We start from the raw sequence: 25,142 nt of genomic DNA on the forward strand, positions 1-25,142 counted from the left end.
TTTACCGCTCCATTCCAAAGAAAAACGTGTTACACTTTTCTCGTATGCAAGAATTGAGGTGTCCATTTTAAATGAACAAGCAACGGTTCGTTGTCATAGACGTGGAAACAACAGGAAATTCGCCAAAAAAAGGCGATAAAATCATTCAAATCGCAGCGGTTGTGATTGAAAATGGACAAATAACTGAGCGGTTTTCCAAATATATTAATCCAAATAAATCAATTCCGTTTTTTATTGAACAGCTGACTGGCATAACGAACAGCATGGTAGAGAATGAACAGCCTTTTGAAGCGGTAGCTGAGGAAGTTTTTCAATTGCTGGACGGCGCCTATTTTGTCGCTCATAATATCCATTTTGACCTCGGATTTGTCAAGCATGAATTAAATACGGCAGGATTCAGGCTCCCTGATTGTGAAGTGCTGGACACAGTGGAGCTTTCCCGCATTGTCTATCCGGGATTTGAAGGGTATAAGCTGACTGAACTCAGCGAAGAGCTTCAGTTGAAGCATGAGAATCCGCATCGCGCCGACAGCGACGCAGAGGTCACAGGTTTCATTTTTTTGAAGATCATTGACAAACTGCAAAGGCTTCCTTTGCCGACCTTAAAGCAATTAAGAAGGCTGTCTCAGCATTTTATCAGTGATCTGACGCTTCTGCTAGATACGTTTATATTTGAGCGGGAGAAAGCAGAAGCACCGGGCTATGTAAAATTTGCTTCATTCTCAATCAGAGAGCCTGAAGCTGAAACCGGCCGGCTACATAATGACCAGTTTCCTTCTGATGTAGACATATGGGATAACGAAAGCGGGAAAAGCCTTTCTGCTTTATTGCCCCGCTATGAAAAAAGGGAAGGGCAGACCATCATGATGAATGAGGTGCGTACCGCATTTGCCAATCGTGAGCACGCGTTAATAGAAGCGGCTCCGGGGATAGGCAAAACGATCGGCTATCTTGTTCCTGCGGCGCTTTTTGCCAAAAAGTCAAAAAAACCGGTTGTAATCAGTACGTACTCAACACTTCTCCAGCAGCAGATTTTAAATAAGGAACTGCCGGTTGTACAGCGCATGTTCCCCTTTTCGGTGACGGCTGCCATTTTAAAAGGCCAGTCCCATTATTTATGTTTGCATAAATTTGAGCACATCCTGCATGAGGAAGATGATAATTACGATGCCGTACTCACGAAGTCCCAGCTTCTCGTCTGGTTAACAGAAACCGATACAGGCGATGTGGCCGAACTGAATTTGCCGTCCGGCGGCAGGATGCTGTGGGAGCGAATGGCTCATGATGAAGAATCAGTGAAAAGAAACCGAAAAGAGCGGATCAGCGGTTTTTATGAGCGGGCACAGCATAAAGCGATGCAGTCAGACTTAATTGTGACAAACCATGCACTTCTTCTGACTGATGAAGTCAGCCGAAAAAAAAGGCTTCCGGAAAGCGGCGCCTTCATCATTGATGAAGCGCATCATTTCGAACGTGCGGCAAGTGAACATTTAGGCATAAGAGTTACATACATAGGGCTTCATGCTAAGCTCAGCCAGCTTGGCACATTAAACCAGCGCGGACTTTTAAAGAGAATGCGCCGCTTGTTCCAAACCCACCACTTGCCGGTCGATTCCTTTTTTGAAATGGATGAATGGCTGCAATACATTCAGGCAGAAAGCGATGCGTTTTTCAGTTCGGTTCATTCTTTTGTGAAACGCAGAAAACCTAAAGACGACATGAACCGTCTTGTCTTTAACCTGAACAAAAAAAGTCAGGATAACAGCTGGCCGACCCTATCTGATGGAGCGGAACGGCTTTGTTCCATGCTTATGCACGTCCAGCAGCAGTTTGAAGGCCAAATGGAGCTCATGGACAAAAAGCTGACTAACATAAAAAGCGGTGCTGCCTTTTTGGCGGATGAATACCGTAAAAGCATGCAAAGCCTGAAAGAATATTGCCATACACTGACCAGACTATTCTTCGAGTCTGATGAAAATGAAGCGGTTTGGATTGAAATTGATGCAAAAGGCGCAAAAAATGCTGTTGCAATTTACGCTCAGCCTCTAGACCCGGGAGAGCTGCTGGCGGATCAGTTTTTTGCGCGTAAAAACAGCGTCGTTCTCACATCAGCGACGCTGACAGTGGAAGGTTCTTTTCAATATATCATTGAGCGTCTCGGGCTTGGGGATTTTTATCCGCGCACGGTCAAAATTAAATCTCCTTTCTCTTACGATGACCGCATGAAAGTGATTATTCCAAAAGAAATGAGATCCGTGCAGGATGCAGGACAGACCGAAGTTGCCCAAGATACGGCCCATTACATTCAGATGATGGGCAAAGAGGCACAGCCGAAAATCCTTGTGCTTTTTACCTCCCATGAAATGCTGAAAAAAGTGCATCATGAGTTAAAGCACAGCCCGGCATTTTCCGGCGTTCAGCTGCTGGCGCAAGGCATAACAGGAGGCAGTCCGGGAAAATTAATGAAAACGTTCAAAGCAAGCAAGCAGGCGATTTTGCTCGGAACAAATCATTTTTGGGAAGGAGTCGACTTTCCGGGGGATGAACTGTCCACCGTTATTATCGCGAGACTTCCGTTTCGGTCCCCCGATAATCCGCTTCATGCCGCAAAATGTGAGCAGGCTCGCAAAAATGGCAAAAATCCGTTTCAAACCGTCTCGCTGCCGGAAGCTGTTTTGACGTTCAGACAGGGAGTCGGCCGCTTGCTTCGCACAGCCGGGGACAAAGGAACGATTGTCATTTTAGACAGGCGGATTAAAACGGCAGGCTATGGCCGCCTGTTTCTAGAGGCCCTTCCGACATCCTCAGTATTTGAGCTGACCGACAGGGAGCTTGAAGCTTATGTCTCGGGCGAAACAGAATAAAAGCCGCAAAAAGCGGCTTTTAATGGTGTGGGATAAGGATGGTGTTTTATTTAAAAAGCGGTTCTTTGATGCCGCTTTGTGTAAATAGTATGCCGCACGGGTAAAAGAGTATGATTAACAATATTTGTTTTGATAATGGAGGGCAATGAAATGGAAAGTAAAATTGAAATTCTATCTACAATCAATGTGGAACACTCAGATGATCTTTATAAAATTGTCGATATGCTGAATCGCACTCTGAAAAGAGACAATTTAATGTTCGGACTTGCGTTGGATGAAGAAGACCAAAACCAGGCTGTTTTTACTATTTATCGTACGTAGGAGGAGAAGATGAGAAAAAAAACATTAATCTTTACTGCGATTTTTGGTATTATTTTTTTAGCAGTTCTTCTTGTTTCGGCAGGCATTTTTAAATCAGCTATGGCGCAAAAGGAAGAAGGGCATGAGGAAGCTGCTGCCTCGGCAAAAAAAGAAACCGGTCTGACTGAAGTTGATCAAGTCGAAACATTTGTCGGAAAAGAAAAATATTATATCGTAAAGGGAACTGACAAACATGATACAGTCATGTACGTATGGGTTCCTGCTGATAAAAAAGCGAAAATTCTCTCTAAAAAAGCGAATGAGGGAATAACCGAACAGAAAGCGGCAAAAATCATTCAAGATGAAGGATTGGTTTCTAAGCAAAAAGAGGTTCACCTGGCAAGAGAAGATAACGTCCTGCTTTGGGAAGTGACCTATTTAGACAAGGAAGGGCAGTACAGTTTGAGCTATGTGGACTTTTCAAGTGGAAAGATTCTCAAAAATATCACGCCTTAAGACGAAATAGGGGGAATTGAAATTGAAACTGGCAAAAAGAGTATCCGCATTAACACCGTCTACCACACTTGCAATCACAGCAAAAGCAAAGGAATTAAAAGAAGCAGGCCATGATGTTATCGGTCTCGGAGCGGGAGAACCAGATTTTAACACGCCGCAGCACATTATTGACGCGGCTGTGCGTTCAATGAATGAGGGTCATACAAAATATACGCCATCCGGCGGGCTGGCGTCACTGAAAGAAAGTATTGTAGAGAAATTCAAACGTGATCAGCAGATTGAATACAAACCTTCTGAAATCATCGTTTGCACGGGTGCCAAGCATGCCCTGTACACCCTTTTCCAAGTCATTCTTGATGAAGAAGACGAAGTAATTATTCCGACGCCATACTGGGTCAGCTATCCGGAGCAGGTGAAATTGGCAGGCGGGCGGCCGGTTTATGTCGAAGGACTTGAAGAAAATCAATTTAAAATTTCTCCTGAGCAGCTGAAAAGTGCAATCACAGATAAAACAAAAGCGATTGTGATCAATTCACCAAGCAATCCGACCGGCGTGATGTACACTGAGGATGAGCTGTCAGCGCTTGGTGAAGTCTGTCTTGAGCACGATATTCTGATTGTTTCTGACGAGATTTATGAAAAGCTTACATACGGCGGAAGAAAACACGTTTCGATCGCACAGCTTTCTGACAAATTAAAAGAACAAACCATTATTATTAACGGCGTTTCAAAATCTCACAGTATGACAGGCTGGAGAATCGGATATGCGGCCGGAGCACAAGACATCATCAAAGCGATGACGAACCTTGCGAGCCACAGCACATCCAACCCGACTTCAATCGCTCAATATGGCGCAATTGCAGCTTATAACGGTCCAAGTGAGCCATTGGAAGAAATGCGAGTTGCATTTGAGCACAGATTAAACACAATTTATGCGAAGCTGATCGAAATTCCAGGTTTTACTTGCGTGAAGCCTGAGGGCGCATTTTACTTATTCCCTAACGCGAAAGAGGCGGCTCATTCCTGCGGATTCAAAGATGTCGATGAGTTTGTGAAAGCGCTGCTTGAAGAGGAAAAAGTGGCGATTGTACCAGGTTCCGGCTTCGGTTCGCCAGACAATGTGCGCCTCTCTTATGCAACTTCATTAGATCTTCTGGAAAAAGCGGTAGAGAGAATAAACCGTTTTGTAGAAAAACATAACTAGTGGTCAAAAGCGGCTGATAAACAAGCCGCTTTTTATCTGCATTGACCCAGTAAGATGTGAACGGTTATAATAAAGTGATGTTAAAAAAGATTCGGGGCTAAATAGTGCCGAATGTTTTTCTGTTCTGGAGGGAAATATTTTGAAAACTACAATAAACCAAGTGTATAAGCACGTAGGTCAGGAAGTTACGATCGGGGCTTGGGTTGCGAATAAGCGTTCAAGCGGAAAGATTGCATTTTTACAGCTGAGAGACGGAACCGGCTTCATTCAAGGAGTCGTGGTAAAAGCGGAAGTTGATGAAAACATTTTCCAAACGGCTAAGTCTGTGACACAAGAAACGTCACTCTATGTAAAAGGTATCGTGAAAGAGGACGAGCGTTCTCCTCTCGGTTTTGAATTAGCAGTGACATCCATTGAAGTCATTCATGAAGCTACAGATTATCCGATAACACCAAAAGAGCACGGTACAGAATTCTTGATGGATCACAGACACCTATGGCTCCGTTCTAAACGCCAGCATGCGATCATGAAGATTCGGAATGAAATCATCCGTGCGACATATGAGTTCTTTAATAACGAAGGCTTTGTAAAGGTAGACCCGCCGATTTTAACGGGAAGCGCTCCTGAGGGAACGACAGAGCTTTTTGCGACGAAATACTTTGACGAGGATGCTTACCTGTCTCAAAGCGGCCAGCTGTATATGGAAGCAGCGGCGATGGCTTTAGGAAAAGTTTTCTCATTCGGTCCGACATTCAGAGCGGAAAAGTCAAAAACAAAACGCCATCTCATCGAGTTCTGGATGATAGAACCGGAAATGGCATTTGTAGAATTTAATGAAAATCTAGAGGTTCAGGAGAATTATGTTTCATTCGTTGTGCAAAGTGTGCTTGAAAATTGCAAAATCGAATTAAACACTTTGGGAAGAGATACCTCTAAACTCGAACAAATAAAAGCGCCGTTCCCAAGAATCACTTATGATGAAGCGCTCGCCTTTCTAAAAGAAAAAGGCTTTGATGATATTGAGTGGGGAGATGATTTCGGAGCTCCTCATGAAACTGCAATCGCAGAAAGCTATGACAAGCCTGTGTTCATCACTCATTACCCAACTTCATTAAAGCCGTTTTATATGCAGCCGGCTGAGGATCGCGAAGATGTCGTATTGTGTGCGGATCTGATTGCTCCTGAGGGATACGGAGAAATCATTGGCGGGTCTGAACGGATTCATGATATGAAACTTCTTGAAGCGCGCCTTAAAGAACACGGGCTGGAATCAGATGCTTATAAGTGGTATGCTGAGCTTAGAAAATATGGTTCAGTACCGCATTCAGGCTTCGGTCTTGGATTAGAGCGGACAGTCGCGTGGATCAGCGGAGCGCCTCATGTGCGTGAAACCATTCCATTCCCGCGTTTATTGAACCGTTTGTATCCTTAATAATTGTAAGTGATAAGAAAAGAGTCTCCTGTAAACGGGAGACTTTTTCATAGTAAAGGGAAAAGCGATATCCTTTACAGTAAGAGGTGTAATGATGAAAAAACAGCAATTTATTGATATGCAGGAGCTTGGGACCTCAAGTATCCCGAATTTGCTGCTGACGAACTATCAGCAGCTCGGATTGAGTGAAACGGAACTGGTTCTGCTGTTGAAAATTAAGATGCATTTAGAGAAGGGCTCTTTTTTTCCAACGCCAAGCGAACTGCAGGCAGGCATGTCTATTTCTGTGGAAGAGTGCACGAACAGATTGAGAATGTTTATTCAAAAGGGATTTCTTTTCATCGAAGAATGCGAAGATGCAAATGGAATTAAATATGAAAAATATTCTCTTCAACCCTTATGGGGCAAGCTGTATGAATTTATACAGCTCGCGCAAAACCAAACACAGGAAAGAAAAACAGAGGGCGATCAAAAGAGCCTCTATTCCATTTTCGAAGAAGAGTTTGCTAGGCCGTTATCTCCTTTGGAGTGTGAAACACTGGCGATTTGGCAGGATCAGGACCAGCACGACGCGATGATGATCAAACACGCATTAAAAGAGGCTGTTTTATCCGGCAAGCTTAGTTTCCGGTATATTGATCGGATTTTGTTTGAATGGAAGAAAAACGGTTTGAAAACAGTGGAGCAGGCAAAAGCCCACAGCCAAAAATTCAGGCGTGTTCAAACAAGGCAGAATGAGCCGCAAAAAGAGTATACAAGGCAGGTTCCTTTTTACAATTGGCTCGAACAATAAAGTGAATAGGTGACTAAGGTGTTAAACTTAAAACAAATTGAATTCTGTTTAGAGAAAATAGGCGATATGTTCCCGAATGCGGAGTGTGAGCTTGTCCATTCAAATCCTTTTGAACTGGTGGTTGCTGTTGCTTTGTCTGCGCAATGTACGGATGCGCTCGTAAACAGAGTGACAAAAATGCTTTTCCAGAAATATAAACGGCCTGAGGACTATCTGGCCGTTCCGCTGGAAGAGCTTCAGCAGGATATCAGATCAATCGGATTGTATCGTAACAAAGCAAAAAATATACAAAAGCTAAGCAAAATGATTATAGAAGAATACGGGGGAGAGGTCCCGAAAGACAGAGATGAGCTTGTGAAGCTTCCGGGAGTGGGACGGAAAACAGCGAACGTCGTTGTGTCTGTGGCCTTCGGCGTTCCGGCGATTGCTGTGGATACGCATGTCGAGCGGGTCAGTAAACGTTTGGGCATCTGCCGCTGGAAGGATTCAGTGCTTGAAGTCGAAAAAGCATTAATGCGGAAAGTTCCGGAAGACGAGTGGTCTGTGACACACCACAGGCTCATTTTCTTCGGCAGATACCATTGCAAAGCACAATCTCCGCGATGTGCGGAATGTCCTTTACTTTCATTGTGCCGCGAAGGCCAAAAAAGAGACAAAAAAGGGCTGGTGAAACGATGACAGCAGGGGAAGAACTGTTAGCTTCCTATGAACAATATTTGCGAGGCCTTGATTACTCATGCGATGATGTACAGGCTGCTTTGCGAATTAACCCTTTATATGTGGATTTTTCGGCAGACGATTCTCTGGTTAAGCCTTGGGAGCACAGCAGTGAATATGTTCCCTATTTATTTGAAGTTTGGGAAGAGATAAAGATAGCACTGCTGCCTGTTTTTCAAACGAGAAAATCAAGATGCGAGCAAAATGAAATGCTGAAGGGTATAACATGTTTGCTGGCGGCGCTTCATTGGACAGCGGACGAACGGGTGACCTCATTGGAATGGCCCAGTTTGACACAGAAATCATTTCCCGCTAAGCCGATCAATTGGACTGAACGTGTCGAATTTATTTTAACGAAGCCGACTCAATACCATTGTTTTATTCAGCTTGATGAACTATTTACGGAAATGAAAAAACACTTTTTTAAATATGAAGCAATGAATCGTTGATTCCAACCTCTTTAAGCAGACGCTTAAAGAGGTTTTTTATTGAATACAACAAAAAGCCTTCACCGCATTTGGTGAAGGCTTCTTCATACATTTTAATTGTTCTTTTTCGTGTCTGTTGAAGAATTTGTTTTTGCTTTATCAGATGATGAGTTGCTTGTATCTTTATCTTTATCTTTATCAGATCCATCTGTTCCTGAACTTGAATCGCCGTCCGTTGTATCTTCTTCTTTACGTCCGCTGTCAGTGTTTCCGTTGTTGGATTGGTCCTGATTGCTGTTATCAGTCTGGTCTTTATCTTGCTGTTTGTCTTTATCTGTTCCCGAATCATCGGTTTGGTCTGATTGATCATTCTGGCTGTCGTCTGTCTGAGAATCATCCGTTTGTGTGTTATCTTGTTTTTGCTCATCATCTTGCTTTTGTTCATCATCAGTATTTTGCTGGTCTTCTTTGTCTTCTTCCTCTTCGTCTTTAGGGACCGTATAACTTGTCGAAACCGTATCGCTTTTTTCATCATCGGCGACTGCCGTGACTTGGAAGCTATAGACTGAACCAGGTTTCACTCCGGATACCACGGCTTCTTTGGCAGAACTGTTTTGAATCTCTGAGTAGCTGCCGCCGTCCACCGATTGTTTAACATCAAAGGAAGCGTCTCCGTCATATTTCCAGCTTAATGTTAAGGATTGATTGTCCTTATCATATTTTACACTTAAGTTTGTCGGGTTTTTCTTTTCTTCTTTTTCATATGTCTTCGATACGGCAGAAGGCGTTGTGCCTTTTACAAAGTACTCGGTCAGCTTCTTGTCGCTTGGCGTGTTAGGCCCTGCTAATGCGGCAGGGTTTGACCCTTTTTCAACGGTCGCTTTTACAACACTGTCCGGCTGTTTAAATGACCCGCTGCCATCATCGACTTTGGCGATGAGCTTTTGGAATAGCCGTTTCGCGACTTGCTGTTCCGTTTTTGATAATGATTTTTTTCCTATCTTATTGCTGGAATCAACCCCGGTCCATACGGCTGCCGTATATTGCGGAGTATAGCCGACAAACCAAGAGTCAGGCACGCCGCCGGTTGCGATATTGTATTTTTGTATATCACTTTCTGTAAAGTTTGTTGTACCGGTTTTCCCGGCAACTTCTACATTCGGAACCTTTGCAAGCTGTCCTGTTCCGGTATTGACGGCTGTTTTTAGCATATCTGTAATCATAAAGGCTGTATAGTCACTCATGGCAGACTTCGATTTAGGTGTTAAATCAAGCTTAGTTCCATCATTAAACTCAATAGACGTCACGAAGTGCGGGTCATTATACGTTCCGTTATTTCCGAACGCACTGTACGCTCCTGCCATTGTCAAAGAGGAAACACCGACATTATCATCTCCGAATCCTCCGATTGAGTATGACTCATACACTTGATCTTTTTTTAAACCAAGACCAAGCCCATTTGCAAAGTCCACAGCAGCGTCTTTTCCGGCAGCCTGGAATGCTTTTAATGCCGGAATATTACGTGACTGTGCAAGTGCTTCACGCATAGACATTAGGCCTTTATATTTACGGTCGAAGTCATGAATCGCTGTTCCGTTAGAATAAGTGTAAGCCGAGTCGTCAATTTGCTCGTAGGTAGACCATTTCTTGTTTTCAATAACAGGCCCGTAGTCAAGGACTGGTTTAATCGTCGAACCAGGCTGAGACTTAGCTTGAGTGGCATAGTTGAAGCCGCCGACAGGCTGATTGCGGCCGCCGCCGATCGCCCGGATTTCTCCGTTTTGCGTGTCAAGCAGTGTGACACCGCCTTGCATGCCCTCTGTAAATCCGGCAGCATCGCCATTCATTAATTCATCTAAATAATCTTGCGCGTCTGTATCTAATGTCGTGTAAATTTTTAAACCGTCAGCGGATACATCCACATCTGATTTTTCTTTGATTTCGTTCATGGCTTCTTCGACAAAAGCGCTGTATTTATTGGAATTAGATTTTTCGTATTCCTTCTTGGAAACGACTCCTTCGTCTTTCATGGCAACATTTTTCGCTTTATTGTACTGTGAGTCAGAAATGAATCCTTGTTTTTCCATCAAGCTGAGGACGACATTCCGTCTTTTTTCAGCTTTGTCAGGGTTTTTGACCGGGTTGTAAGCAGTCGGGCTCTGCGGCATACCGGCAAGGGTAGCTGCCTGCTCAACCGTCAGCTTGCTTAAATCGGTTACGCCGAAAAACTCTTCAGCCGCTTTGCCGATTCCGTACGCTCTAGGAGAAAAATAAATTCGGTTTAGATACATTTCTAATATTTCATCTTTAGAATAATTACGTTCAAGCTGAATGGAGAGCCATGCTTCCTGAGCTTTCCGTTTTAGCGTTTTTTGATGGGTTAGAAGGGAGTTTTTGACTACCTGCTGCGTAATTGTGCTTCCGCCTTCAGAGCCAAAACCGCCTTTGAAGTTTGCGACTAGCGCTCCGCCGATACGGATAGGGTCAAGCCCATGGTGCTCATAAAAACGTGCGTCTTCAGTAGCAATAAACGCTTCTTTAACAACGTCCGGAATATCTTTTATTGAGACGTAGGTTCGTTTTTCCGCACCGACTTCCGCTATTTCTTTCCCGTTTTTATCATATATGGTGGAAGAATAAGGCGTCTTTAGTTTGTCTTCATCAAGTGACGGCGCATCAGAAACCAGTACAGCAAATGTGACGGCTCCTCCGACTACACCGATGACGAACAAAATGAGCAGAGTAAAAAGAGTTTTCTTTAACAGTCCGCCTTTTTTGTGTTTCTTTCCTTTTTTAGGTGAAGAATTCGGGTGGCTGCCTCTGTTTTGCGCAGCCTTTCGACGTTCTTCACGGCTCTTAAATTGATCTGACATAACATCTCAACCTTTCGTTAATCAACCTTTCGCTCGCTTATGGGTTTGGCGAAAAATAAAGCTGTTCAATAATACTAATATAATCAATTCTTGGCGAGTATCCAAGTGAAATTGGAAAAGCGGCTTCATTTAATTCGTCTTTCCGAATCGACTTTCTGCCGTTCTTTTCTTTTCTTTCCCAGAAGTAAAACAGCTTTTCAGCCTCTAAAAAATAAACTTGGCCGAATGCGGATATAATAACAAAACAAATTCCGTCTTGAGCCGTTACCTGCTTCATATGCTCAATTTGGTGATCATGAAAGTTTTGCAAAGGGAAGGAGGTTGTATTTTTCGTTTCCTTTGCTTCAAAATCAATATACCGCCCTTTGTAAAGGCCATTATAGTCAGTTGTTGATGACTGCTTAAAATAGGCTTCTTTGATGACAGCTGCGCTTCTTTTTGGATAATGGACATTTACAATTTGCACGGGCGTCGGTTTTTTGTGAATCACGGCAATTTGCTTTGCTAGATAATACTTATTCGTTTCATTTAAGTCATCTTCGAGGGTCATGCCGCGATTACTGTATGATAGCGGCTTTTTATGCCTGCTTTGGGATGAAACCGTTTTTTTCGGCTGAAACGTTTTTCCGTTGGGATACCGAATCACTTTCTTCATCCTCCTTATCAAACTTATAAATGACGGAAGTGAATGAACATGCTTGAAAAGCAGATTTTACATGATGTTCTCTGCCGAATCGATCGACAGACAAAACTGAAAAACGCAGACAACGTGTCCAGAACAAATGCCTATAAATCATATTACGATCGTCATCCGGAAATCAAATGGTCTCTTTTAGCCTCCTTTGTTTCCCGTAATGCCGGCTGGTCGATGACTGATTTAAAGGGCAGCCTGTTTCAGCTGGGGTTGTCTGATGAGCAGCAGAAGTGGTTCTTTCTGGCGTATGAGCGCGCGAACTGGCTTATTTTTTCAGACGCATATCCCCAGCTGCTTTTATATCATTGGTCTAAAAGATTAGGCAAACCGCTTTTTCAGCATCTGCGTGTGTTTCATGTTTCACAGTTTATGCAAGAAGAGTGGGCCCGTTTTTGGCGCGATCAGAACAATGAGCGGCTCATGTATGCTCTCATTATAAATGAACAAAACACTATCCAAACACCTATTATACAAAATCCTGCGTTCAAAAAGAACGTTTTTGGCACGATTCCTTTTTATTTAAGTGACTGGTTTCATTTTAATACCGTTATTTTTCCTTCTTCAGACGGCGGTCTGTACGGAATTTCGTCAAAGCATTTCTCAAAAACGGAAGAAAGAATTAAATTAGGGAAACAACTGGCACAGCTTTTATTCAAACCGGAGCTGTTTCCTTCCTTTTACCATTTTTTACACACAGTTCCCCATACCGGTTCGCGCTTTGACATGGAAAAAATGATCGGAATGACAAAAAGAACATCTCCTATGATGCGGACATGCTACCCTGTATTTGCCCATTCATTAGACGGGGTAAAGGCTGAATGGTTTCATGGAAAGATCAAGAAAGGGGCCTTTTCAGCGGAGTCCTTACCGAAGCAAGTGGAAGTGACGGACTGGTATTTACAAAAAAAACGCCAGCTTTATGCGCTGTTTTCCATTCAGCATTGGATGGGGAAGTAAAAAAAGCAAGGAGAGCTCCTTGCTTTTTAAGTGGAAGGACGGTTAGGCCCGCCTAATTTTTTATCTAAAGTATCTGTTGTTTTTGATTCAGTTTTTTGTTGTTTACCGGCTTTCTTCGGTCTTGTTTTCATACGGCACCTCCTTACTTGTAGCGTTTGCATTAACAGTGCGCTTCATACAATTTCTGCGGGTCTTTTTGTCGAAAACTTCAGCTTTTCGTGGAATAGCGGTTTGTTTGGCGATTTAGTTCTAGTTTTGTCAAGTGTGGAGGAGTGCGTGAAGGAAACGAGAATTCTATCACTAGACAGGCTACGAAAAGGGAGGAACATGAATGTCCGGTTACGTGAGTAAAGGTGAAATTCTCCAAATGCTTTCTGATATTGAGAACGAATTGTCGCGTGCTGAGCAATGCCTGAACCATTCTCTAAATCTTTATGAGACAGAAATGAAAGAAACGGAAGGCGAACGCCTGAGTGTGATAGAGGAAGAATTGCATGATCTTCATACTTGTCTGCAAGAGCTTTCACAAACGAAGAAGGAAAAGCTTACATTTGAAAAGGCGTATCACATCAGCTGAATTTGTCTGCCGAGTCTGGTACGATATATACTGAGGTGAGAATGTTGAACATACAAGCATTTTTAGAAAAGACTAAGCAAATGATTGAAGCAGCAGAAAAAGGGGCGGCACGCTACGAAGACGGGAAAGAAAATGACCGTTCTTACGATTTCTTTGCAACGATAAAACCGGCAGTTGAACAAAATGAGGAACTTGTGTCACAGTGGACGGAAAATGCACTCGAATTTATTAAAATCCATCGCCCTAAATATATATATGAAGAGCAGATTCACGCAGTAAAAGAAAATTTCCTTGAAATCATGCTTCAGTCATATGTTCATCATATTCATAAAAAACGGTATAAAGATTTAACTGAATCGGTCCTCTATACCTTGCAAACAGTAAAAGATGAGATTGTAAAAGAAGGCAGCCTTTAGGGCTGCCTTCTTCTAATCGGGGTCCGGCAATTAACGAATGTCGTATGCCGGGTTTTCTGCTCCATTTGCTTCCAGAACTTTCATACTGTTACGAAATTCAGTTGCTGTCAGGTGTCCTTGAATATAGAGGAACTTCGTAAAGTCCATCAGTTTATTCACACAATCTGTTTCATATTCTTTTACTTCTGCAAAACGCTTTCTCAAGTATGATACGTTCATATGGTGCATCCCCTCTCATTTGTGTTAAAAATATCGTACCATAACGATTCGACTTTTTTCTGTTTTTCAAAAATTAAAACTTTCGACATCGTTTGACAAATCTGCCTCTTCAGCCGACAGACACAAATGAGAGAAATATTCATACATATAAAGGAGAGAACATGAAGAGCGATAAGGGGGAAACCGCGATGCGAAGGAGTTCAGCACAGTATTATCAGAATGTGAATCAGCAGATGGGTTACTATTACCCGCAGCAAATGCAAGGATACTATCCGCCGTCTGCACCTGCAAGTCAAAATCAATATCCGCCCCAATACTATGGAAATCAAGGTTATGTGCAGCCATATTCTCCGCCTGCACCTATACCTTTACAGCAGGCTGCATTCCATAATCCTTATCCAATCCCAAGACCGAATCAGCCCCAGCCTACACAATTTCAAAGTATTATGTCTCAATTCAAAAAAACAAACGGGCAGTTTGATTTTAATAAAATGATGGATACCACTGGCCAAGTGATGAGCGCGATGAATCAAGTCGGCTCCTTATTAAAAGGATTTACGAGCTTCTTTAAAGGATAAAAGCATGAATGATGCAAAATCATTCATGCTTATTTTTTGGGAAAAACAGAGTCATTGTCTGCTCATTCCATGACGTGTTCATTAACTCCTGCTGAACTTCATAAGGCAAGAGGACCGTTCTCGTCATGCTTGTATGTGTGGCTGAGGAGGCTTCCTGGTGATTTTGTCGCAGAGTAATATGGAGATAACGTGATTTGGCTTCGACCAAAATATCGCCGTCTTTAAATGAAGGCGGAATGTCGATATCGACAAAAAGGCCGGAATGCTCTTCCCTTACATTCATTGTGACCTGAGCTTCAGTAAGGCTTGAATTGACAAGATGCTGAAAGCTGTTCAGAAGCTCTCCGAAAGGGGAAGAGTGAAAAAATTGATCAAGCGCATGTTTCATATGTTCTTCCTTTTTCTGCAGTTCATTTTCTTTATCTTCTGAAAAACTCATACCAACACCACCTTTTTTACAGACTATGCATTTTTGTTCTATGTGGTTATGAATTGATGCCGAAAAGAAAGTATGATTAAATAATGAGGAATGTATAGTTGACGGAACGCAAGCACAAATGAATAAGCTTTGGGAAGGGAGAAAAAACATTGCTGAAAAAATTATTCGGATTTGGAAAAGACCAGGAAAAGATAACAGAAGAGGTCATCTATTCTCCAGCGGACGGATCGGTCATTGATCTCACAGATGTTCCTGATCCTGTTTTTTCGCAGAAAATGATGGGAGAAGGAATTGCAGTTGAACCGGCCAATGGAACTATTGTTTCACCTGCAGAGGGGGAAGTGATACAGCTTTTTCATACGAAACACGCCGTCGGCATCCGCACGGTCTCCGGAATCGAGCTGTTAATTCATGTCGGTTTAGAAACCGTAAATATGAACGGAGAAGGCTTTGAAGCCCATGTGAAAGAAGGCGACAAAGTCAAAATCGGCGATCCGCTGATTACATGTGATTTAGAATTAATAAAAGAAAAAGCAAGCAGCACGGTGATTCCCATTGTCATTATGAACGGCGAAGCGGTAGAATCTCTTGAACCCGCCGGGGAAAAAGACGCGCAAAAAGGCACGACAAAGCTTTTGAAAATAAAGATGAAGTGAGCAGGGCGAATGCCTTGCTTTTTTGATGTGTTATTGTATAAAGTTTACACCTAGCCATACAAACAAATATTCGGTAAACTGTACTTTACAAAGAGGTGTAAAGGATGAAAAAGAAATCACTGGCCGAGTTAATTTCTGAATTAAAAGGCAGCGAACATGTAGTGAACTGGCATGAAATTGAACCGCGAGAAGCGAGGACCAAACCCATGCCTGACAGTATAGATTCAAGGATAAAAACAGCCCTTGGCAAACGGGGGATAAATGAATTATTTACACATCAGTTTTCAGCTTTTCAAAGCGTGCAAAAAGAGGAGAGCATCGTAACCGTGACGCCCACGGCATCCGGGAAAACACTGTGCTACAATCTGCCGGTCTTGCAATCTATTGCCGAAGATCCGTCTAACCGCGCTTTATATTTATTTCCGACAAAAGCGCTCGCGCAAGACCAAAAAAGCGAACTGAACGAGATCATTGAAGAAATGGGCGTAGATATCAAAAGTTTTACATATGACGGGGATACTTCTCCGGCGATCAGGCAAAAGGTCCGAAAAGCGGGGCACATTGTCATTACCAATCCGGATATGCTGCACTCAGCTATCCTTCCTCATCACACAAAATGGGTGAGCCTGTTCGAAAACCTGAAGTATATTGTTATTGATGAATTGCATACCTACCGCGGCGTATTCGGAAGCCATGTGGCAAATGTCATCCGCCGTTTTAAAAGAATATGTCAATTTTACGGAAGCAGCCCGATTTTTATTTGTACATCTGCGACTATTGCAAATCCGAAAGAGCTTGCAGAGCAGCTGACCGGGAGTCCCATGAGGCTGATAGACGACAATGGGGCGCCGAGCGGAAGAAAACATTTTGTTTTCTACAATCCTCCGATCGTCAACAAACCTTTAAACATCCGAAAAAGCGCCACCATTGAAGTGAATGAGCTTGCGAAAGAGTTTTTGAAAAATAAGGTGCAAACCATTGTGTTTGCCAGAAGCAGAGTGCGTGTCGAGATCATACTCAGCCATATTCAAGAGCTGGTAAAAAAAGAGATCGGCACGAAGTCAATTAGAGGCTACCGCGGCGGCTACCTGCCTAAGGAACGGAGAGAGATTGAAAGAGGCCTCCGGGACGGGGAAATATTAGGTGTTGTGAGCACGAATGCGCTTGAGCTCGGAGTGGATATCGGCCAGCTGCAAGTCTGTATTATGACAGGCTATCCGGGCAGTGTGGCGAGTGCATGGCAGCAAGCCGGAAGAGCCGGGAGAAGACATGGGGAGGCTCTCATTGTCATGGTTGCCAACTCAACCCCGATAGACCAATACATTGTGCGCAACCCTGATTACTTTTTCGACCGTTCACCGGAATCGGCGAGAATCAATCCGGAAAATCTGATTATTTTAGTCGACCACTTAAAGTGCGCAGCATACGAGCTTCCTTTTAAAGCTGATGAAGAATTCGGGCCTTTAGATGTCACCGACATTCTTGAATATCTTCAAGAAGAAGGCATTCTTCACCATAACAGCGGGCGCTATCATTGGGCGAACGAATCGTTTCCTGCCACGAATATCAGCCTGCGTTCCGCTTCTCAGGAGAATGTGGTAATCGTTGATCAATCAGATGTTGCGAATGTAAGAATTATCGGAGAAATGGATCGATTCAGCGCGATGACGCTTTTGCATGATGAAGCGATTTATCTGCATGAAGGTGTTCAATATCAGGTAGAAAAGCTCGATTGGGACCATAAAAAGGCTTATGTGCGAAAGGTGGATGTCGAATATTACACTGACGCCAATTTAGCAGTTCAGCTGAAGGTATTGGAAATCGACAAAACGATTGACCGTAAGCAAACTTCTTTACACTATGGCGATGTCACAGTAAATGCGCTGCCCACGATTTTCAAAAAAATTAAAATGACCACGTTTGAAAATATCGGATCAGGTCCGATTTATCTGCCTGAAGAGGAACTTCATACAAGCGCTGCCTGGATGGAAATAAAAGAGATTGATCCGCATTTGGGGGAAAAGACATTGGAACAGCTGCTGCTGGGTATCGCCAATGTGTTTCAGCACATTGTGCCAGTATATGTCATGTGCGACCGAAATGATATTCATGTGGTTTCCCAAATTAAAGCTGCGCATACCGGTCTGCCGACGATCTTTTTATACGATCATTACCCGGGAGGCATCGGATTGGCAGAGGATGTCTATAAACGGTTCGCCGAGATCAATGAGGGAGCGAAGCGGCTGATTACAAATTGCCCTTGTCAAGACGGCTGCCCTTCTTGTATCGGGACAGAGATAGAAGGAATAAAAGCTAAGGACAACATTTTACGGATTTTGAATCAATTTAACTAAGAAAGGGGGACAGGCATGTCTTTAAAAGGTAAATTACATCGAATGAAAAAGCATATGGGAACGTCTGAAGCAGACAAACAGACCGCAGTGCCTCCCGGTAAGAACGGCCATTCGGACATTCCGTTTTTAGATAAATGGAAAGCTTGCGGGGTGAAGCCCTTCTATTTTGAAGACGAGTATTGCCTCATCAGGGAAGTTGTATACCCGCTCTCCCGCCGTCATGGGCTGTATTGTTTTTCTGAGCTTGAAGACGTGATGGCTTTATGGAATCAAAGCGATCTTTCCCATACCTTATCTGCTAAGGGCTACAAGCAAAGCCAGCTGTTCTTTTTTGATACAGAAACAACCGGACTTGGGGGAGGGGCGGGGAATACGATTTTTTTACTCGGACACGCAAGAGTATATGCTGATAAAGTGGTCGTCAAACAGCATCTCTTGCCTAACCCGGGGAATGAAACCGCTTTGTATCAGAGTTTTTTGAGTGAAGTAGATATCACATCACTTGTCACATATAACGGCAAAGCGTTTGACTGGCCGCAAGTGAAAACGAGGCATACACTGATTCGCGATCGGCTTCCCAAGCTGCCGGAGTTCGGCCATTTCGATCTTCTCCACGGCTCAAGACGGCTGTGGAAGCATAGAATGGATCGCGTGTCGCTCGGTACGGTTGAAAAAGAAGAGCTGGAGGTATACAGAAAAGAAGATACACCCGGCTATTTGGCGCCGATGCTGTATTTTCACTTTTTAAAAACACAGGACCCCGATCTCATGGCAGGTGTGCTGCATCATAATGAACAGGATGTGCTGTCTTTAATTTCGCTTTATATTCATCTGTCAAAAAAGATACTAATCCCTTCCGGAAGTGAGGTTGAACAGCATGAGACTTATGCCATGGCGAAATGGTTTATGGCCCACAAAGAAATAAGCCTGGCAATCAAACAGTTGGAAAGTATTCAGCACCAGCCATTTGAACACACTGACAGGGCCCTTTACGATCTGTCTATGCTCTACAAAAAACAGGACCGCCTGCAAGAAGCTGCTTCACTTTGGGAGCGGCTAATGCGCTCTGATGTTCAAAAATGCCGATTCGACGCTTCGATCGAGCTTGCGAAATATCTAGAGCATAAGAAAAAAGAGTACGGACGGGCATTACATGTGACCCAACAATTACTCGCTGACGAGGCGTTATTATCAGAAAAAGAGACTGAAAGATTACACATTCGTATTTCCCGGCTGAAGAGGAAATATTCAACGTAAATATTCCCCGGGAAAGCGCAAAAGACGACGTTCTTCGCCATATCAATTTTTTTACCGGATTCACCGCGCTTTTGTTGTAGAACGGTGCCGATTGCTGTAAAATAACATTAGTTATTTTTAAAGGGAGAGTTGGTATGTATAAGGGCGTTTTTTATTTATTCTTCGTCGTTGTTTTCTTAATCGCGTTTGTGTTTTCAAACTTTAAAGACAGTTTGATCGCTCATTTCTAAAATAGGTCTTTGCATTAGAACATGCACCCCCTTTTTTTCATAAGTTAGTAGTGTAATAAAGTTTATGGAAAGGGGATTTTAAATATGCATCACTGCAGACCGCACATGATGGCGCCGATTGTCCATCCTACTCATTGCTGCCAACACCATACGTTTTCTAATACTGTCGTGCCGCACATTCATCCACAGCATACGACAAATGTAAATCACCACAATTTCCAACACGTTCATTACTTCCCGCACACCTACTCAAATGCTGATCCGACTACACACCAGCATTTCCAAGCAGGAAAACCTTGCTGCGACTAGTATTGAACCGTGTGACTTTATTGGTGTAACATAGCAGCAAATCAAATGGGGCCATTGCGAGCCCCATTTTTTAAGCAGGTGAAATGATGAAGGTACTAGCAGTTACAGGGTACAAGCCGTTTGAAATCGGCATTTTCAAACAGGATGACAAGGCTTTGGTTTACATAAAAAAGACAATAGAAAAACGCCTGATTTCGCTGATAGACGAAGGACTGGAATGGATTTTGATATCGGGGCAGCTTGGCGCAGAGCTTTGGACGGCCGAAGTTGCCTATATGCTCCGGGAAGAGTATCCGGAATTAAAGGTGGCAGTCATTACTCCATTTTATGATCAGGAAAAGAAGTGGAAAGAACCGAACCAAGAACTGTATGAAGCTGTGCTCGCTCAGGCGGATTACGAGACAAGCCTGACCCATAGGCCATATGAAAGCCCGCTGCAATTCAAACAAAAAAATCAATTTTTTATACAGAAATCTGATGCGCTTATGCTGCTGTATGATCCCGAGACGGAAGGTTCGCCAAAATATATGCTGGATGCAGCGGAAAAACGGCGTGAAAAAGACGGATATCCTATCTATTTTATTACAATGGATGATCTTAGGGCGACAGTCGAGGAAGAAGACAGCCGTTATAACACGTAAGAGAAAATTTGACAAGCGCCCGGTTTTCTGAAAAAATATAAGGTAATGATTCACGATACGAGGTGAAAAAGATGCTTGCTGATAAAGTAAAGCTTTCTGCTAAAGAAATTTTGGAAAAAGAATTTAAAACAGGTGTCAGAGGATACAAACAAGAAGATGTAGACAAATTTTTAGATATGGTCATTAAAGATTATGAAACCTTCCATCAAGAAATCGAAGAGCTTCAGCAGGAAAACCTGCAGCTGAAAAAGCAGCTTGAAGAAGCCAGCAAAAAACAGCCTGTCCAATCGAATACAACCAACTTTGACATTTTAAAAAGGCTGTCAAACTTAGAAAAGCATGTTTTTGGCAGTAAGCTGTACGATTGAATAAAAACTTGAAAAATGACTGAAGATGTTCTATAATGAACAGGTGTCTTAACGTTCGGGTAATCGCTGCAGATCCAGAATCTGTAGAGGAAAGTCCATGCTCGCACGGTGCTGAGATGCCCGTAGTGTTCGTGCCTAGCGAAGTCATAAGCTAGGGCAGCCCTTGAAAGGCTGACGGCAGGAAAAAAGCCTACGTCCTTTGGATATGGCTGAGTATCCTTGAAAAGTGCCACAGTGACGAAGTCTCACTAGAAATGGTGAGAGTGGAACGCGGTAAACCCCTCGAGCGAGAAACCCAAATTTTGGTAGGGGAACCTTCTTGAAGGAATTGAACAGATAGAAGGACAGAATGATTTCTGTAGATAGATGATTGCCGCCTGAGTACGAGGTAATATGCCGTTTGCAGTACGATGGAACAAAACATGGCTTACAGAACGTTAACATCATTATAATGTGAATTCAGGCTCTCCCTATAACGGAGAGCTTTTATCTTGAAAAGAAAAGTTTTAAAAGACAGGGTGATACGATGAAGAAGTATACACTAATTGCAACAGCGCCAATGGGAATTGAAGCTGTTGTCGCTAAGGAAGTACGTGAGTTAGGATATGAATGCAAGGTGGATAACGGAAAAGTCATTTTTGAAGGAGACGCGCTCGCCATTTGCCGCGCGAATCTATGGCTTCGGACCGCAGACCGTGTAAAAGTACAGGTTGCCGAATTTCAAGCGAAAACGTTTGATGAGCTGTTTGAAAAAACAAAAGCGATTGACTGGAGTGCGTTTATTCCCGAGAACGGCAAATTCCCTGTCATCGGAAAGTCCGTTAAGTCAACCCTCGCGAGTGTGCCTGACTGTCAGCGAATCGTTAAAAAAGCAATTGTGGAAAAGCTGAAACTGCAATCCGGCAAACAAAATGACTGGATTGAAGAAACAGGCGCAGAGTATAAAGTAGAGATTTCCCTTTTGAAGGATAAAGCAATGATTACGCTTGATTCATCCGGGACAGGCCTTCATAAAAGAGGCTATCGGATCGACCAAGGCGGCGCTCCGATCAAAGAAACGCTTGCTGCTGCTTTGATTCTGCTGACAAATTGGACGCCTGACCGTCCGTTCGCCGATCCGTTTTGCGGCTCAGGAACCATCCCGATTGAAGCTGCGATGATCGGGCAAAACATCGCGCCTGGATTTAACAGAGACTTTGCTTCTGAAGGCTGGGAATGGATTGGAAAGGCCGTATGGGAACAGGCGAGGCTTGAAGTCGAAGAAAAGGCTAATTATGATCAGCCGCTTCGTATTTTCGGCAGTGACGTGGATCACCGAATGGTTCAAATCGCGAAAGAGAACGCCGAAGAAGCGGGCCTTGGAGATTTGATTGAATTTAAGCAGATGCAGGTGAAAGACTTTACCACGCAGCACGATTTTGGCGTTATTGTCGGAAACCCGCCGTATGGCGAACGTCTCGGTGAGAAAAAAGCAGTCGAACAAATGTATAGAGAAATGGGCAAGGCGTTAGAAGGGCTTGATACATGGTCTGTTTACATCTTAACATCGAATGAACAATTTGAAGAAGCGTACGGAAGAAAAGCAACGAAAAAACGAAAATTGTTCAATGGCTTTATTAAAACGGATTACTATCAATATTGGTCCAAGGTAAGACCTCAGCGCAAGAGAGCTGATAAAGAATAAAAAAGAAGACGCTCAATAAAGCGTCTTCTTGCATCTTTCAACCATATTCTATCGTTACCAACGGTGCGCTTTCGCGTTGCTTCTTAAAATAATGTTGGTTTGGGACATTTCGGTATGGCCGTTTACCTGCGACTTAGAGCGTTTAGGCCTTGTCCAATTGTGATGAAAAAGTTCGGAATGCTGATCTAATCGATCTTTATAACTCATTCAAACATCACTCCCAGATAGAATATTTTTGATAAGACGGATATTCAGACAGAATATCTTTTATAGTTTGTGTAGATATGGCGCGGAACATGCAGAACAGCATGTATATAAAATGAAAAGTTCGCATACAATGATGATTATTTCTATTTTAGAGGTGATCTCATGATGAACAGTGAACATTTTAATCTGATCCAAAAAGCACTGGACGCGACAGTCAGCGAACTGAAGGAGTTTGAGTCTGATTTGTCTCCGTCTGTCATTACACATGCGCAAGATGATTTTGAAAAAGCAGTGAATCATATCCATTCAACAGACCATCCGTTTTTATCATCGCATATGATAAACAGAAAATGAGGTCAATAAAAACTTGGCGAGGCCAAGTTTTTTTATTGTATTCAGCAGTGTAAAGTGATAATATAGGTGGTCTGAATGTCGAATAGTTGGGGGTTGGAGCTAGGTGACAACATCACGTTTGCCTTTTTCTTTAACAAAAACAAAGAATTTTTACGAAGAACTGAACAATTGGATTGGTGACGTGTTTTACGATATTCTTCCCGAGAAAGGGTTTGACCTGCGGGATGAGCAAATTTTTATGGCTTTTCAGCTTGAACGTGCGTTTAAAGAAAAAAATGTCATGTTTGCAGAAGCAGGGGTTGGAACGGGGAAAACATTGGTTTACCTGCTTTTTGCGATCAGTTACGCCAGATATGTGGGTAAACCCGCTGTTATCGCATGTGCGGATGAAACCTTAATTGAACAGCTGGTCAAAAAAGAAGGCGATATTTCAAAGCTGTCAGAGCATTTAGATTTAAAAATAGATACAAGACTTTCAAAATCTCATGAACAGTACCTTTGTTTGAAAAAACTAGAAAAAACCATGCAGCGTTCAGATGATGACAAATGGCTCGATCTTTATGAAGCCTTGCCTTCATTTGTCCATGAGTCCCAAGCGATGCAGCGGTTCCATCCTTATGGCGACCGAAAGCAGTACGCTAACTTGTCTAATGAAGAATGGTCACAGGTCAATTATGATTCTTTTCAGGATTGTCTGACATGTGATATGAGACATAGATGCGGATTAACGCTATCAAGAGACCACTACAGAAAGTCAACTGACCTGATCATATGTTCACACGATTTTTATATGGAACATGTATGGACGGAAGAATCCCGCAAACGCGAGGGGCAGCTGCCGCTTTTGCCTGATCACAGTGCGGTTGTGTTTGACGAAGGCCACTTATTAGAGTTTGCCGCGCAAAAAGCATTAACCTACAGAGTGAAGCAGTCCACTCTTGAAATGTTTTTAGAACGCCTGCTGCAAAATGATATACGGGAAGAGTTTGCGGAACTGATTGAAGATTCGCTTGCGGCTAATGATGAATTTTTCTATGTTCTTACTGAGGAATCAAAGGAAGTTGCCGGCTCACACCGTCTTGAAATCAAAAATGATAAACGTGTTAAACAGGCAGCGGACGAGCTTTGCCGTTTGCTTGATAAAATCGGAGAAGCTCTCGTCTTCGAATCAGAAATGTATACCATTGATCAATACGCACTATCGGTTGTTGAAGAATATATTGAACAAATGGCGCATTCTTTATCCTTGTATCAAAAAAATGCAATCAGCTGGCTTGAACAGAAAGAAGCCGACTCAACCTTTGTCGTGATGCCGAGAACAGTATCTGAAGTGCTTGGCGAGAAGGTGTTTTCTAAAAAGATTCCATTTATCTTTTCATCCGCTACCCTGTCAGAAGGCGGTTCTTTTGACTATATTGCCGGCAGTCTCGGCATTCATGACTACCTATCGCTGACAGTTGATTCTCCGTACGATTATGAAGAGCAAATGGCAGTGAATCTTTACGGAGAAAAAGGAAATGAATTGACCGCTGAGCAAAAAACCGCTCAAACGATTAAGACCATTAAACACTATAATGGCAGAACGCTTGTGCTCTTTCCGTCATTTGCCGAACTGGATCTGTTTAAGGAGCATTCTTCCGCTTGGGACTTGCCTTATCCGATTTATTTTGAAGGTGATGAAGAGATCAGCAATCTGGTGGAAAAATTTCAACGGGATGAAGAATCCGTGTTATGTTCCGTTCATTTATGGGAAGGACTTGATATACCGGGTGATTCATTGAAGAATGTCACCATCTGGTCGTTGCCGTACCCGCCGCATGATCCCGTGTTTACGGCAAAACGCAACGGAGCGAAAAAAGATCCGTTCCAGGAAGTAGATCTTCCATACATGCTGTTAAGGCTGCGGCAGGGGATCGGTCGTCTTATCCGTTCGAATCAAGACAGCGGCTCTATAAACATTTATGTGTCGGGAGAAAAAGGAACGGTCCTGAACGAAGTGAAAAACATATTGCCGGTTGATCCCATTTCACATTAAACAAAAAGGCTGCCCAAGCTTGAGGGCAGCCTTTTTGCTG

28 protein-coding genes and 1 other RNA gene are annotated in these 25,142 nt (G+C 43.1%); 23 read left to right on the forward strand and 6 right to left on the reverse strand.

What is annotated here, in order from left to right:
* The first annotated feature begins 71 nt into the window (after positions 1 to 71).
* The 8 genes from dinG (at position 72) to GXP75_RS14215 (ending at position 8,275) form a co-directional block, all read left to right on the forward strand.
* Positions 72 to 2,864, forward strand: coding sequence for an ATP-dependent DNA helicase DinG (gene dinG / locus GXP75_RS14180; protein WP_242557054.1), 2,793 nt, complete (start codon positions 72 to 74; stop codon positions 2,862 to 2,864).
* Between the two features lie 150 nt (positions 2,865 to 3,014).
* Positions 3,015 to 3,185, forward strand: coding sequence for a YpmA family protein (locus GXP75_RS14185; protein WP_003325639.1), 171 nt, complete (start codon positions 3,015 to 3,017; stop codon positions 3,183 to 3,185).
* A 9-nt stretch (positions 3,186 to 3,194) separates the two neighbouring features.
* On the forward strand, positions 3,195 to 3,680 hold the full coding sequence (tseB, locus tag GXP75_RS14190) for a cell wall elongation/penicillin-binding protein regulator TseB (protein ID WP_003325640.1): 486 nt from the start codon (positions 3,195 to 3,197) through the stop codon (positions 3,678 to 3,680).
* Positions 3,681 to 3,702: 22 nt separating this feature from the next.
* Positions 3,703 to 4,884 carry a pyridoxal phosphate-dependent aminotransferase gene (locus GXP75_RS14195; RefSeq protein ID WP_214918790.1) on the forward strand — a complete coding sequence of 394 codons (1,182 nt, stop codon included), beginning with the start codon at positions 3,703 to 3,705 and terminating at the stop codon, positions 4,882 to 4,884.
* Positions 4,885 to 5,023: 139 nt separating this feature from the next.
* Positions 5,024 to 6,316, forward strand: coding sequence for an asparagine--tRNA ligase (asnS, locus tag GXP75_RS14200; RefSeq protein ID WP_242557055.1), 1,293 nt, complete (start codon positions 5,024 to 5,026; stop codon positions 6,314 to 6,316).
* Positions 6,317 to 6,410: 94 nt separating this feature from the next.
* Entirely contained in the window at positions 6,411 to 7,109 is a 699-nt protein-coding gene (gene dnaD, locus GXP75_RS14205; protein ID WP_061572996.1) for a DNA replication protein DnaD, read from the forward strand.
* Positions 7,110 to 7,127: 18 nt separating this feature from the next.
* Complete coding sequence (gene nth / locus GXP75_RS14210; RefSeq protein ID WP_242557056.1) at positions 7,128 to 7,787, forward strand: endonuclease III; 660 nt, start codon at positions 7,128 to 7,130, stop codon at positions 7,785 to 7,787.
* Positions 7,784 to 8,275 (forward strand): YpoC family protein, encoded by a 492-nt coding sequence (locus GXP75_RS14215; protein WP_242557057.1) that lies wholly within the window; start codon positions 7,784 to 7,786, stop codon positions 8,273 to 8,275. The genes nth and GXP75_RS14215 overlap by 4 nt, the downstream gene beginning before the upstream one ends.
* A gap of 92 nt (positions 8,276 to 8,367) precedes the next feature.
* Here the strand turns inward: GXP75_RS14215 and GXP75_RS14220 are convergent, their stop codons facing one another.
* Together GXP75_RS14220 and recU are read right to left on the reverse strand one after the other, a co-directional pair.
* The gene (locus tag GXP75_RS14220) at positions 8,368 to 11,127 is read right to left on the reverse strand and encodes a PBP1A family penicillin-binding protein (protein WP_242557058.1); all 2,760 of its coding nucleotides are present in this window, start codon (positions 11,125 to 11,127) and stop codon (positions 8,368 to 8,370) included.
* Between the two features lie 37 nt (positions 11,128 to 11,164).
* Positions 11,165 to 11,773: a Holliday junction resolvase RecU gene (gene recU, locus GXP75_RS14225; RefSeq protein ID WP_061572999.1), complete on the reverse strand. Its 609-nt coding sequence runs from the start codon at positions 11,771 to 11,773 to the stop codon at positions 11,165 to 11,167.
* Positions 11,774 to 11,815: 42 nt separating this feature from the next.
* Here recU and GXP75_RS14230 point away from each other — a divergent pair, with 42 nt between their 5' ends.
* Positions 11,816 to 12,778: a DUF2515 domain-containing protein gene (locus tag GXP75_RS14230; protein WP_242557059.1), complete on the forward strand. Its 963-nt coding sequence runs from the start codon at positions 11,816 to 11,818 to the stop codon at positions 12,776 to 12,778.
* Positions 12,779 to 12,804: 26 nt separating this feature from the next.
* Here GXP75_RS14230 and sspM read toward each other — a convergent pair whose 3' ends face one another.
* On the reverse strand, positions 12,805 to 12,909 hold the full coding sequence (sspM, locus tag GXP75_RS14235) for an acid-soluble spore protein SspM (RefSeq protein WP_003325650.1): 105 nt from the start codon (positions 12,907 to 12,909) through the stop codon (positions 12,805 to 12,807).
* A 200-nt stretch (positions 12,910 to 13,109) separates the two neighbouring features.
* Here sspM and GXP75_RS14240 point away from each other — a divergent pair, with 200 nt between their 5' ends.
* Positions 13,110 to 13,355 (forward strand): DUF5446 family protein, encoded by a 246-nt coding sequence (locus GXP75_RS14240; protein WP_150223338.1) that lies wholly within the window; start codon positions 13,110 to 13,112, stop codon positions 13,353 to 13,355.
* 41 nt (positions 13,356 to 13,396) lie between these two features.
* A complete protein-coding gene (locus GXP75_RS14245) occupies positions 13,397 to 13,771 on the forward strand; it encodes a YppE family protein (RefSeq protein ID WP_214918801.1) in 375 nt (124 codons plus the stop codon).
* Between the two features lie 30 nt (positions 13,772 to 13,801).
* Here the strand turns inward: GXP75_RS14245 and GXP75_RS14250 are convergent, their stop codons facing one another.
* On the reverse strand, positions 13,802 to 13,990 hold the full coding sequence (locus GXP75_RS14250) for a YppF family protein (protein ID WP_214918804.1): 189 nt from the start codon (positions 13,988 to 13,990) through the stop codon (positions 13,802 to 13,804).
* A gap of 188 nt (positions 13,991 to 14,178) precedes the next feature.
* Here GXP75_RS14250 and GXP75_RS14255 point away from each other — a divergent pair, with 188 nt between their 5' ends.
* Positions 14,179 to 14,568 carry a YppG family protein gene (locus tag GXP75_RS14255; RefSeq protein WP_242557060.1) on the forward strand — a complete coding sequence of 130 codons (390 nt, stop codon included), beginning with the start codon at positions 14,179 to 14,181 and terminating at the stop codon, positions 14,566 to 14,568.
* A 19-nt stretch (positions 14,569 to 14,587) separates the two neighbouring features.
* Here the strand turns inward: GXP75_RS14255 and GXP75_RS14260 are convergent, their stop codons facing one another.
* Complete coding sequence (locus GXP75_RS14260) at positions 14,588 to 15,007, reverse strand: Hsp20/alpha crystallin family protein (protein WP_010789024.1); 420 nt, start codon at positions 15,005 to 15,007, stop codon at positions 14,588 to 14,590.
* Between the two features lie 149 nt (positions 15,008 to 15,156).
* Here GXP75_RS14260 and GXP75_RS14265 point away from each other — a divergent pair, with 149 nt between their 5' ends.
* The 9 genes from GXP75_RS14265 (at position 15,157) to GXP75_RS14305 (ending at position 22,506) form a co-directional block, all read left to right on the forward strand.
* A complete protein-coding gene (locus GXP75_RS14265) occupies positions 15,157 to 15,663 on the forward strand; it encodes a PTS sugar transporter subunit IIA (protein ID WP_242557061.1) in 507 nt (168 codons plus the stop codon).
* Between the two features lie 104 nt (positions 15,664 to 15,767).
* On the forward strand, positions 15,768 to 18,017 hold the full coding sequence (locus tag GXP75_RS14270; RefSeq protein ID WP_242557062.1) for a DEAD/DEAH box helicase: 2,250 nt from the start codon (positions 15,768 to 15,770) through the stop codon (positions 18,015 to 18,017).
* Between the two features lie 15 nt (positions 18,018 to 18,032).
* Positions 18,033 to 19,274, forward strand: a complete 1,242-nt coding sequence (locus GXP75_RS14275) for a ribonuclease H-like domain-containing protein (RefSeq protein ID WP_214918813.1) — start codon at positions 18,033 to 18,035, stop codon at positions 19,272 to 19,274.
* Between the two features lie 101 nt (positions 19,275 to 19,375).
* The gene (locus GXP75_RS14280) at positions 19,376 to 19,504 is read left to right on the forward strand and encodes a hypothetical protein (protein WP_003230707.1); all 129 of its coding nucleotides are present in this window, start codon (positions 19,376 to 19,378) and stop codon (positions 19,502 to 19,504) included.
* Positions 19,505 to 19,588: 84 nt separating this feature from the next.
* Positions 19,589 to 19,813, forward strand: coding sequence for a spore coat protein CotD (cotD, locus tag GXP75_RS14285; protein ID WP_003325661.1), 225 nt, complete (start codon positions 19,589 to 19,591; stop codon positions 19,811 to 19,813).
* 86 nt (positions 19,814 to 19,899) lie between these two features.
* Positions 19,900 to 20,454, forward strand: coding sequence for an SLOG family protein (locus GXP75_RS14290; protein ID WP_061573007.1), 555 nt, complete (start codon positions 19,900 to 19,902; stop codon positions 20,452 to 20,454).
* Between the two features lie 71 nt (positions 20,455 to 20,525).
* Entirely contained in the window at positions 20,526 to 20,822 is a 297-nt protein-coding gene (gpsB, locus tag GXP75_RS14295) for a cell division regulator GpsB (protein ID WP_003325664.1), read from the forward strand.
* 51 nt (positions 20,823 to 20,873) lie between these two features.
* An RNA gene (gene rnpB, locus GXP75_RS14300) (RNase P RNA component class B) lies at positions 20,874 to 21,257 on the forward strand.
* A gap of 91 nt (positions 21,258 to 21,348) precedes the next feature.
* Positions 21,349 to 22,506, forward strand: coding sequence for a THUMP domain-containing class I SAM-dependent RNA methyltransferase (locus GXP75_RS14305; protein WP_242557063.1), 1,158 nt, complete (start codon positions 21,349 to 21,351; stop codon positions 22,504 to 22,506).
* 54 nt (positions 22,507 to 22,560) lie between these two features.
* Here GXP75_RS14305 and GXP75_RS14310 read toward each other — a convergent pair whose 3' ends face one another.
* Positions 22,561 to 22,713, reverse strand: a complete 153-nt coding sequence (locus tag GXP75_RS14310) for a YpzG family protein (RefSeq protein WP_003153548.1) — start codon at positions 22,711 to 22,713, stop codon at positions 22,561 to 22,563.
* A gap of 162 nt (positions 22,714 to 22,875) precedes the next feature.
* Here GXP75_RS14310 and GXP75_RS14315 point away from each other — a divergent pair, with 162 nt between their 5' ends.
* Together GXP75_RS14315 and GXP75_RS14320 are read left to right on the forward strand one after the other, a co-directional pair.
* Positions 22,876 to 23,067 (forward strand): hypothetical protein, encoded by a 192-nt coding sequence (locus tag GXP75_RS14315; RefSeq protein ID WP_242557064.1) that lies wholly within the window; start codon positions 22,876 to 22,878, stop codon positions 23,065 to 23,067.
* 103 nt (positions 23,068 to 23,170) lie between these two features.
* On the forward strand, positions 23,171 to 25,102 hold the full coding sequence (locus GXP75_RS14320) for an ATP-dependent DNA helicase (protein WP_242557065.1): 1,932 nt from the start codon (positions 23,171 to 23,173) through the stop codon (positions 25,100 to 25,102).
* Positions 25,103 to 25,142: the final 40 nt, after the last annotated feature.

The sequence above is a fragment of the Bacillus sp. HU-1818 genome, assembly GCF_022695965.1.
GTDB classification, from domain to species: Bacteria; Bacillota; Bacilli; order Bacillales; family Bacillaceae; genus Bacillus; species Bacillus atrophaeus.

What these genes read in the sequence shown, in the direction of transcription:
- sspM (WP_003325650.1), bottom strand. Translation starts at nt 12,909, where the DNA reads ATGAAAACAAGACCGAAGAAAGCCGGTAAACAACAAAAAACTGAATCA.
- dnaD (WP_061572996.1), top strand. Translation starts at nt 6,411, where the DNA reads ATGAAAAAACAGCAATTTATTGATATGCAGGAGCTTGGGACCTCAAGT.
- GXP75_RS14215 (WP_242557057.1), top strand. Translation starts at nt 7,784, where the DNA reads ATGACAGCAGGGGAAGAACTGTTAGCTTCCTATGAACAATATTTGCGA.
- GXP75_RS14250 (WP_214918804.1), bottom strand. Translation starts at nt 13,990, where the DNA reads ATGAACGTATCATACTTGAGAAAGCGTTTTGCAGAAGTAAAAGAATAT.
- GXP75_RS14260 (WP_010789024.1), bottom strand. Translation starts at nt 15,007, where the DNA reads ATGAGTTTTTCAGAAGATAAAGAAAATGAACTGCAGAAAAAGGAAGAA.
- tseB (WP_003325640.1), top strand. Translation starts at nt 3,195, where the DNA reads ATGAGAAAAAAAACATTAATCTTTACTGCGATTTTTGGTATTATTTTT.
- gpsB (WP_003325664.1), top strand. Translation starts at nt 20,526, where the DNA reads ATGCTTGCTGATAAAGTAAAGCTTTCTGCTAAAGAAATTTTGGAAAAA.
- GXP75_RS14275 (WP_214918813.1), top strand. Translation starts at nt 18,033, where the DNA reads ATGTCTTTAAAAGGTAAATTACATCGAATGAAAAAGCATATGGGAACG.
- GXP75_RS14310 (WP_003153548.1), bottom strand. Translation starts at nt 22,713, where the DNA reads ATGAGTTATAAAGATCGATTAGATCAGCATTCCGAACTTTTTCATCAC.
- GXP75_RS14255 (WP_242557060.1), top strand. Translation starts at nt 14,179, where the DNA reads ATGCGAAGGAGTTCAGCACAGTATTATCAGAATGTGAATCAGCAGATG.
- cotD (WP_003325661.1), top strand. Translation starts at nt 19,589, where the DNA reads ATGCATCACTGCAGACCGCACATGATGGCGCCGATTGTCCATCCTACT.
- GXP75_RS14290 (WP_061573007.1), top strand. Translation starts at nt 19,900, where the DNA reads ATGAAGGTACTAGCAGTTACAGGGTACAAGCCGTTTGAAATCGGCATT.
- GXP75_RS14220 (WP_242557058.1), bottom strand. Translation starts at nt 11,127, where the DNA reads ATGTCAGATCAATTTAAGAGCCGTGAAGAACGTCGAAAGGCTGCGCAA.
- GXP75_RS14240 (WP_150223338.1), top strand. Translation starts at nt 13,110, where the DNA reads ATGTCCGGTTACGTGAGTAAAGGTGAAATTCTCCAAATGCTTTCTGAT.
- GXP75_RS14185 (WP_003325639.1), top strand. Translation starts at nt 3,015, where the DNA reads ATGGAAAGTAAAATTGAAATTCTATCTACAATCAATGTGGAACACTCA.
- GXP75_RS14305 (WP_242557063.1), top strand. Translation starts at nt 21,349, where the DNA reads ATGAAGAAGTATACACTAATTGCAACAGCGCCAATGGGAATTGAAGCT.
- GXP75_RS14245 (WP_214918801.1), top strand. Translation starts at nt 13,397, where the DNA reads ATGTTGAACATACAAGCATTTTTAGAAAAGACTAAGCAAATGATTGAA.
- GXP75_RS14315 (WP_242557064.1), top strand. Translation starts at nt 22,876, where the DNA reads ATGATGAACAGTGAACATTTTAATCTGATCCAAAAAGCACTGGACGCG.
- GXP75_RS14270 (WP_242557062.1), top strand. Translation starts at nt 15,768, where the DNA reads ATGAAAAAGAAATCACTGGCCGAGTTAATTTCTGAATTAAAAGGCAGC.
- dinG (WP_242557054.1), top strand. Translation starts at nt 72, where the DNA reads ATGAACAAGCAACGGTTCGTTGTCATAGACGTGGAAACAACAGGAAAT.
- GXP75_RS14230 (WP_242557059.1), top strand. Translation starts at nt 11,816, where the DNA reads ATGAACATGCTTGAAAAGCAGATTTTACATGATGTTCTCTGCCGAATC.